9 protein-coding genes are annotated in these 9388 nt (G+C 37.7%); 6 read left to right on the top strand and 3 right to left on the bottom strand.

The genetic code is table 11. The features are described 5' to 3' along the window. The 4 genes from ADH02_RS00205 to ADH02_RS00190 all read left to right on the top strand — a co-directional run. Nucleotides 1-496: IS3 family transposase (locus ADH02_RS00205; RefSeq protein WP_048781588.1), on the top strand; the 496-nt coding region annotated here is incomplete at its 5' end. Between the two features lie 137 nt (nt 497-633). Beyond that, nucleotides 634-1638 (top strand): hypothetical protein, encoded by a 1005-nt coding sequence (locus ADH02_RS00200; RefSeq protein WP_048781586.1) that lies wholly within the window; start codon nt 634-636, stop codon nt 1636-1638. Between the two features lie 293 nt (nt 1639-1931). Further along, nucleotides 1932-2933: a hypothetical protein gene (locus ADH02_RS00195; RefSeq protein WP_048781584.1), complete on the top strand. Its 1002-nt coding sequence runs from the start codon at nt 1932-1934 to the stop codon at nt 2931-2933. A gap of 308 nt (nt 2934-3241) precedes the next feature. Next, complete coding sequence (locus ADH02_RS00190; RefSeq protein WP_048781582.1) at nt 3242-4243, top strand: hypothetical protein; 1002 nt, start codon at nt 3242-3244, stop codon at nt 4241-4243. A gap of 212 nt (nt 4244-4455) precedes the next feature. Here ADH02_RS00190 and ADH02_RS00185 read toward each other — a convergent pair whose 3' ends face one another. Further along, nucleotides 4456-5256 carry a formate/nitrite transporter family protein gene (locus ADH02_RS00185; RefSeq protein ID WP_048781580.1) on the bottom strand — a complete coding sequence of 267 codons (801 nt, stop codon included), beginning with the start codon at nt 5254-5256 and terminating at the stop codon, nt 4456-4458. A 147-nt stretch (nt 5257-5403) separates the two neighbouring features. Here ADH02_RS00185 and ADH02_RS00180 point away from each other — a divergent pair, with 147 nt between their 5' ends. After that, nucleotides 5404-5802, top strand: a complete 399-nt coding sequence (locus tag ADH02_RS00180) for a DUF4430 domain-containing protein (RefSeq protein ID WP_048781578.1) — start codon at nt 5404-5406, stop codon at nt 5800-5802. 4 nt (nt 5803-5806) lie between these two features. Beyond that, nucleotides 5807-6331 carry an ECF transporter S component gene (locus ADH02_RS00175; protein ID WP_048781576.1) on the top strand — a complete coding sequence of 175 codons (525 nt, stop codon included), beginning with the start codon at nt 5807-5809 and terminating at the stop codon, nt 6329-6331. A 143-nt stretch (nt 6332-6474) separates the two neighbouring features. On the opposite strand, the gene ADH02_RS00170 is transcribed toward ADH02_RS00175, so the two are convergent. Together ADH02_RS00170 and ADH02_RS00165 are read right to left on the bottom strand one after the other, a co-directional pair. After that, nucleotides 6475-7521 carry a DUF2971 domain-containing protein gene (locus tag ADH02_RS00170; RefSeq protein ID WP_239681706.1) on the bottom strand — a complete coding sequence of 349 codons (1047 nt, stop codon included), beginning with the start codon at nt 7519-7521 and terminating at the stop codon, nt 6475-6477. A gap of 99 nt (nt 7522-7620) precedes the next feature. Beyond that, a complete protein-coding gene (locus ADH02_RS00165; protein WP_048781573.1) occupies nt 7621-8736 on the bottom strand; it encodes a hypothetical protein in 1116 nt (371 codons plus the stop codon). Nucleotides 8737-9388 lie beyond the last annotated feature (652 nt).

The raw sequence follows: 9388 nt of genomic DNA, 5'->3' as shown, positions 1-9388 counted from the left end.
AAAACCGATGGAAAAGTGCTATACAGACATTACAGAGTTTTCTATTCCAACAAGTAATCAAAAACTATATTTATCACCAATTTTAGATGGTTATAACAGCGAGATTATAGCGTATACTCTATCGTCTTCGCCAAATTTAAAACAAGTAAAGGATATGTTAGAACAAGCTTTTAGAGAAGAAGAATACAAGAATACTATTCTCCACAGTGATCAGGGGTGGCAATACCAGCATGAGTTTTATCATAGTTTTTTAGAAGATAAGGGCATTCAGCCATCTATGTCTCGCAAGGGTAATAGTACTGACAATGGCATGATGGAATCTTTCTTTGGCATTCTTAAATCAGAAATGTTTTATGGCTATGAGCAGACATTTAAGTCTATAAAGGAACTTGAGGGGGCAATCGTCGACTATATTGATTATTACAACAACAAACGAATCAAAGTAAAACTAAAAGGACTTAGTCCTGTGCAATACAGAACTAAATCCTTTGCTTAAATTAATTGTCTAACTTTTTGGGGTCAGTACACATGTCCATATATGGTATTTTTCGATCCAAGCCACTTGCAAAATGTTATTTTCTGGAGTAATATATCTGTATTATATCTATATTATTGAAAAGAGGTTTATATCATATGGCAGAAAATCGTAATCACGGCTTTAGAATTCGTTTTTACTTCGGACTTATTTTAATTATTGCCGCTTGCGTCATCGGATTTTTCAATTTCCAAAAACCAGACGCTAAGAAAATCTATGAAGAAGGAAAAGCCCTTAGCTTCTCAACAAGCAATGACGATAAAGAATCAGCTCTAAAAATTACTGATATCTCAAGAGAGCCTGTTATCACCGTAGATGACGGAAAATCCTATATCTACATTGTTGAATTCGAAAAAGAAGGGACTTCAAAAGGCAAAGAACCTGGTTATATTGGTCTTGAATTAACAAAAGAAGAAGCTGCGAAATTAGTCACAAAAGCTGATACAATGCAAGACAATCCAGAATATGTTTACGGAACAATCATTTATCCTTACCGTAATAAACATGCGATTCAAAAGTACAGTGACTTAATTACTCAAGCATTCCATAACTATAACCTTCTACAATCTAACCCTGAAACAACCTTCTACTTCTCTCAAACAGAAGCTAGCTCTGCAAAACGTGGCGGATTAATCGTTGCGGCAGGACTTACAGTGATTGGTCTTGTATTTATTGGTTTAGCATTCTTGAAACGTAAAAAAGTTGGTGCGGCTTACGACGAAATGTACGCTGCTTACCCAGAATTACGTGGCAACTTAGATTTACTACGTACAAACGCTACTTATGCGGATGATGAAACGTTTGTATACATCTACAAGAACCACTTTTTCACTACTTGGAGCGGGTTAGAAGTATACGACTTAACAAAAGCAAAACGCGTTTACCACTATCAGTTATCACACAAGAGATATGGAATCACAACGAACATCGAATCATTCCTAATCTTCTTATCAGACGACAGATCATACAAAGGTAAGAAGAAGAAAATTGAAATTAAGAACATCGGTGAAGAAACAGATGACTTCTTACAACCATTCTTCCGTGCAGTTGCCCAAGAATTCCCTGACACAGCAGTAGGATATGAAAAAAATAGACCGTTCTAGTTAAGGATGTGAGGGCGAACGCTCAGGACTGAAACACTGGACCGGAGTAACGCAAGGGACTTGGAACAAGTCGTGCGGATACTACGGGAAGTGGACGTCAGTCCTGTGAGCCCGAGCTCAACTAGGCAGAAAGACAGAAGACAATAAACCCCTGCGCTGATGTGGAAACTATAAAGGACTCGCAGTGCGAGTCCTATTTTTTATTGCATTTCTAGTGAAAATCAACTTGCAAAAAATCGTTATCTAGAGTGCTGTTAATTGAAACAATATTATTACAAAGGAGTTTTTATTTTATGACAGAAAATCGTAACCACGGTTTTAATATCCGTTTTTATTTCGGGATTATTTTGATTATCGCGGCGTGTGTTGTTGCATTTCTCAACTTCCAAAAACCAGATGCGAAAAAACAATATGAAGAAGGCGCTAGACTGCAATTTACAAGTAGTGCAGATGGTAAAGAAACGGCCTTAAAAGTAACAGATATTTCAACTAATCCTGTCATCGTCCTAGATGGAGGGAAATCATACGTCTATCTTGTTGAATTTCAAAAAGATGATAACCCAGCGAATCCTAAATACGGTATTGTTGGTGTCGAAATGACAAAAGAAGAAGCTGATAAATTAATTGCAAAAGCTGACTCATTGAATGACAATCCAGAGTATATTTACGGGACTATTCTTTCTGATACAAACAAGTCAGCCATCAGAGAATATAGCGACAAAATTACAAAAGTGTTTAAAGATAACAACCTGCTTTCTGCAGAGGCTGAAACATACTACTACTTTTCTCTAACAGAAAATAGTTCTGCGAAAAAAGGTGGATTAATGGTTGCGGCAGGTCTTACGCTTGCAGGTCTTGTATTTATCGGTTTAGCGTTCTGGAAACGTAAAAAAGTTGGTGCGGCTTACGATGAAATTTACGCTGCTTACCCAGAATTACGTGGCAACTTGGATTTATTAAAGACAAATGCAACTTATGTCGACGATGAAATGTTTGTATACATCTACAAGAACCACTTCTTCACTACTTGGAGCGGATTAGAAGTATACGACATTACAAAAGCAAATCGCGTTTACCACTATCAAGTAACACACAAGAAATATGGAGTGACAACAAATATTGACTCATTCCTCATCTTCTTATCAGATGACAAATCATACCGTGGTAAGAAAACGAAGATTGCTATCCATAATATTGGGGAAGAAACCGATAACTTCTTACAACCATTCTTCCACACTGTAGCCGAAGAATTCCCTAACGTGGCCGTAGGGTATGAAAATAATCGACCATTTTAAAAACAGGATGTGAGAGAAAGCGGTAAGAGGCGATGACGGTTCGCAGTTTAGCCGTAAACGGTCTGAAAGACCGTGCGGACTAAACTCGAAAGGCTTGAGCCTCTGCTTTTTCGAACTCAACTACAGGATATGAGCCCGAGCTCAACTACACAAAAACCAACCCATCAAACCGACTCGCAATGCGGGTCGGTTTTTTTTGCGCAATCCAAATCAATTCTGTCTACTAAATTAAAAAATTAACTTTGCAGTTCAAAGATATTTGTGATATATTATATCTATCATACAACCTATATTAAAGGAGAATAATTATGACAGAAAAACGTAATACTAAAGCCTTTGTCGGCCTCATTATTGCTGGAGCTCTTTCACTTATCGTATCTCTTGGAGCGTTATGCTTCTTCCGCTTCTATGAAACAGCTGATAACATGTACAAAAAGGGAAATGTTTTTGGCGAAGTTAGAATGGAAGATGCAGCGAATACTGCTGTTAAAATCACTGGTTATTCAAAAAATCCCATTGCACAAATCGATGGTGGAACTGAATTGTATTTAATCGAGTTTTCTAAAACCGATAAAGATGACTATGGTTATGCAAGTATCGAAGTTAAAAAAGGTGATCCATTAATCCAAAAATTAGCATCTGTCGACGACCTTTTAGAAAACCCTGTTATCGTTGCTGCAACAATTCGTAGATCTGGTGCAAGTGGCGCCGTCCGTAACTACACTTCTGAATTTAAAGATACTATTAGCGAAAACGAAACTATTTCAAAACTAGCTGAAACTGAGTACTATGCATCTGTATACGAATTTCAAAAAAATGAATTAGTTGCAAATATCATCGCTGGTGTAGCAGGTGTTATTGCTCTTGTATTCTTCTACAGTGCTTTCGCAACACGTAAAGGGGAAGACAAAGCGTATAACGAATTATACAGTGCTTATCCAGAATTAAACTATTCAATGGATACAGTATTAGATAATGCAACTTATGTCGATAATCAATTAGGAATCGTTTTATACAAACACCACCTACTTGCGACATACAAGAATTTCCAAGTATACGACTTAACAAAAGCTGAACGAATTTACCACTACGTTTACACTCAAAAATCATACGGAATGACTGTTAGCCGTACTTCTCAATTAATCGTTCTAACTAACGACAAATCATACCGTAGAAAGAAAACTTCTCTACTCATTAAAAACGTTGGGGACGAAACAGATGACTTACTACAACCATTCTTCTACGCAGTAAGCCAAGAATTCCCAGACATCCTATTAGGATACGAAAATAAAAGTAAAAGACCTTTTTAGGATACGAGACCGAGCGCTCAGAAATGGAACGTTGGACTGGAACACCGGAAGGAACGTGTAACGTTCTGCAGATGTTTCAGGAAACGCACGCCATTTCTGCAATGGCGAACTCAACTACACAGGATGTGAGACATCCAACCTAAAAAGATAAATAAACCAAAATAGAACCGCCATAAATGGCGGTTCTATTTCTTTACAGTATTCATTTTTGATTAATCAACATATACAGTTTTTGAACGGTTTAGGTATGCGTAAGCTAACCCAATAATGATACCTCCACCAATCCAGTTACCAGCAAAAGCTACTAACCAGTGACGAATCATATTGAACCAGTTCATGAAGTCTAATGAACTTCCTACTGATGTGAATTTCACGATTGAGAATGAAGCGAAGTTTGCAACCACGTGCTCGTTTCCTAAGTATACGAACATGAAAATTGCTGAGATAACAATCCACATTTTTGCAACATCACTCTTAATGAGTAAGAATGATAAGATAGCTACGTTTACGAAGACGTTCGCTACAATGGCTTCAAGTAATACTGACTCATTACCGCGAGCTAGTTTACCTTCAACCACTTTCGCGATGAATTGACCTGCTTCTAATCCGCTGAACGCTGAAGTGTGGGCGAACACCGCACCCGCAATCATTGCACCGATGAGGTTGAATACACCACAGTAGAATAGAATCGTTAATGCTTTAGACCATGTAATATGTTTGCGGTAAGCTCCTGCTGTTAAATACATCATGTTTGATGTTGCAAGTTCCGCGTTTAAAAATAGAATGTATACCAAACCCCATGTAAAAATAAATGCGAAGATGAACTTGCTAAGCGCTGGGTTAATGCTTGCAATATTTTGTGCTGCATATGCCCCTGCCGCTGTACTCATCGTTAAGAATGCTCCTGCAAACATTGAACGAATCGCGTAACGTCCTTTACTTTCTGTAAATAAAGCTTCTTTTTTCTGACAAGCTTTTTTGACTTTTGTATCGAATTCACTTGTGTGTTCCATAAAATGCCTCCTAAAATTAATTACACTTTAGTATACCACTTTTCTCAAGATTTCATAGAGTTTTTTTCGTAAAAATTTACTTTACAACAGTAGGGATGCTTGCTAGAATGAGCAGTGGTTTAAAAGACAACTTCAAAGGAGACTCTTATGAAAAAAATTATTGGAATTTTGGCGGCTGCCCTCTTCTTAACAGCGTGCGGACAAGCGCCAACAACAACTACTACACAGGAAACAACAACTGCGACAACTGTAGCGCAATCGACAACAGTCACACTCAATATCACAAAAGATGGACAAGCCATCGAAGGGAGCCCATTCACCCTCACTTTCAAAGAAGGCGACAATCTTCTAGACGTGATGAAGGCACAACTGAAAATCGTTGAAAAAGACGGCTTTATTTCTTCTATCAACGGTGTGGAACAAGTCCCAGCCGAAAACAAATACTGGTTATTCGATGTGAACGGTACGATGAGCCCTGTCGGTGCAAAAGAAGTCATCCTAAAAGCAGGCGACGTCATCGACTGGAAACTCAATAAACTTCAATAGTCCTATGGCAAATTTAACTCGAAAAATCACCCTTATCGCCCTACTATCCGCTTTTTGCGTGATTGGAAGACTCGGCCTCCTCACACTTCCAAATGTTCAACCGATTACCGTTGTGGTCATTTGGATTACGCTAGAACTTGGACTTTTGTACGGCGTTGCTATCGGTAGCATCTCCATTTTGATTTCCAACCTTCTAGTTAGCATGGGGCCATGGACAATCTATCAAATGGTAAGTTTTGCCCTCGTCTGCGTGTGTGCATTACTCCTTCGTCCACTGTGGCGAAAAAGAAAACAATTCCCGCGCCTAGCTTGGATTGTTTTTCCAATCTTTGCAGGACTGATGGGCTATTTATACGGCTTTATCATCTCGATTTTCTGGGTATTCAGCATGCCTGGTCTGAATTTCTGGATTTACTACTTAAACGGCGTCCTTTTCGATACGTACCACGCCATCGGAAATGTCGTCTTCTGGATTTTATTGATTCCACTCTTCGAGAAGTTAAATCCATTCAAAATGCTACAAAAATAAAAACAGACTTAAAATCACTCGTGTAAAAGAATGGTTTTAAGTCTGTTTTGGTTTAGAATGATTCCTTCAAACCTTTATAGTAGCGATAATGGGGCATCGGATTGAGCCTTACGTCATCATTCAGTTAAATAAAATATCTAATCTTATTTCAGCAAGTAATTTAATATATCTTTCTCCAATTTTCGGACGGGGTACTGCGCCTTCAACTTTATTTTTTGATTGTTGCATCCAGCGTATCCTTGCACGACATCCACTTGTGGAATGACCACCCAATCTCCAAGAACTTCATGCGCGACTTCTGTTTTTTCATCCAAAATGCACACGAAGCGGTATTCTCTCTCGTGTTGCCACTCTTTGAATTTTGCAAAGGTCGCTTTAATATAGAAATTCAGATTCGAATACGAGAATTGATTGCTATTGCTTCTCGTATTAGGACGTTTATCAATATATTCCACCGGGCCGTATACACAGAGTCCATCTACCTTTAAGGAATGAATTTTGTCTAACAGGCTCGCATACGAATACTCAAGCGCATACCCTGCGTGGCTATTGGCGTAATAAGACCACATTAAAATATTATCTGCGGCGTGCGTAAAGCAAAACACACGGAAGAAATCCATCATTGAATGGCCATTCGCGTAGTAGCAATTACAGTCAAACGGGTCGTTGAAATGCTTCGGATGACTAAACGACACATTCCCTTCCACCACTTGATACGGATTCTTCTCAATCGTTTCCTTGGCATAGTACTTCACAAAAACTTGTCGCTCTTCTCGAATCGCTGCTTCTGCCTTTTTAAAATACGTCTCAACGTCTTCTTTAAATACCCCTTGAAACTGTTCGACTAACTGATCTGGTGCTAAAAATCCAAGTCTGATATTCTTCGCGAGCTGGTCATTGAACTCTTTATCCGCCTTTTCTACGTCAAACCCTTGCGGAATCTTCGTATTCGCATTTTGAATATACACAATCTTTTTACACTCTAGGTCAGCCGGTTCTTTCGTCGGTTGTTTAAACAGCGACACAAACACTTTCTCTTTTGTTTTGCGGTTGGCTACTAAAAAAAAATTACTATCTAAGAAGGATTCCACCAAGCGGTACTCTTTATGCGTTTGTAAAAATGTCGCCTTAGCAATCAAATAACGATACAGCTCGATGTCCTCTTTTAAAATGATTTTCAACAACCCCACCTCCTCACTGAAAGTATATCATTTCTTTCTATCTGTTTAAATAATGACCAAAATAAAAAGAGCAACCCTCTCGATTGCTCTTTCATTGATTTACACTAATTATTTTTTAGATGCTTTAATAAATTCCCAGATTTTAGATATATCTTCTACACTCTTAGTGACTTTTGTATTAGTTTCTACTTTTCCTGTATCTTTATAACAATCGTTGACTCCGTATAATACAATTTCACCATTTGTATTTTCGTAAACCATTTTAAGAATTTTAATACTATCTTTTTTGGGATCACTCGAAATATCGTGGTAAAGTACCTCTTTTATATCCTTAGGATAGTAACCGTATAGTGTATCTATTTCTTTATCGGCCTTAAGTGGTTTTCCGTTCCAATCCAATCGTGCAATGGTTTGATTTTCAACAAATACTGCCGATCTTGGGTCTACATACTTACTAAGTTTAAGTCCTTGTCCAATTTTTTCTGGTTGTTTACCTGAATAGTACATAACATCATCTTTTGTAATAATATAATTTCCTTGGATGTCTTTAACATTATCCATCACTTTTTTAAAGTCTTCATCAGCTGCTTTGCTATAAGCTGTACCATCTTTGGTTAGAGCCAAAAAGAATCGATTTTTGTGGTCTGATGTTACTTTTACAACATCCTTGATGCTATCAATCTTAGTCAACTCTGCATAGTCCTTGTCAAACCCATTGTATTTGGCTTGACCATAGGAATATAGATTTCCATCCTTGTCTACCGCAACTATCCCCATAAGGTATGGAGTTGAGACAACAATATTACCACCTAATTTTTTAGGCGCATCAACTGCTCCGCCTTTAATAGGGTCGATCCCATTAATGTATAAATCACCGTTTTTATCAATCCAAGTACTTCCATTACCAGGAATAAAGCTAATGTTTTCTAAAAACTTCGTCGGAGTTTCAACAGCAACATCATCCTTACTAAAGTTTAGACCTCCACCGATATAATAGACGTTTCCTTTATTAGTAAGAACATTTATTCTACTCCCATCCATAACGATATACTCTTCGATGGTTTCTGCCCCAGAATTTGAATTTTGCGCCGCAGTTTCTCCAGAGCCTGAAGAAGCTGGATTTGCGGCATCAGAGCCACCGCCTGATTTCCCGCATCCTGAAGCTACGAATATACACATTAGCGCTGCCGCAGCGGCTAACATACCCTTAGTCTTTCTTTTCATATGAATATCTCTCCTTTGAATTTATTTTTGTTCATTTAGATTTTTAAAACTAGCTTATGTTATTCATAAAAAACAACATAAAATACCTCAAAAATCCATTAAAAATTCCCAAATTCATTATATCACAAATTTTTTGTTAGAAAATACTACATATAATGTATAAAATGAATTAAATCCTAACAATAGCGTCACAACAAGGTTTTAAAAAGTTTAATTTTTTTGTTTCTTTTTTAACAAACTGCTAAATTTTTCACAATTCAAGCACCTTTTTCATTACGAAAAGAATACCCATTTTTATAAACACAAAAAAGAGGAACCCCTCTTTTTTGTATGCTCATAAAAATGGTCTATCTGGAAGATTCCCGGATTCTATAATAGTCRTAWTKGGGAAGTGCAACCAATGTGAATTACTGACTCTAGGGTRTAACCCGTAGAGTCAGTTTGAAGCTTGGTAGGATTGAGACCTTGGCTCAATCCGGTGCCCCATTATGACTATTATGAAGACATCCGAGAAATCTGAAAGATAGACGCAAGTCTATTCAATTTTTAGCACTTACAAGACAAACCATGAAGAACCATAAAGGTGCACCCCTCTTTTTTGTACGCTTATAAAAATGGTCTATCTGGAAGATTCCCGGATTCTATAATAGTC

Origin of the sequence: Streptococcus sp. 263_SSPC, from assembly GCF_001071995.1 — a bacterium.
Lineage (GTDB): Bacteria > Bacillota > Bacilli > Lactobacillales > Aerococcaceae > Granulicatella.
The sequence above is the reverse complement of the archived record's forward strand: the minus strand, read 5'-3'. Positions and strand labels throughout refer to the sequence as shown.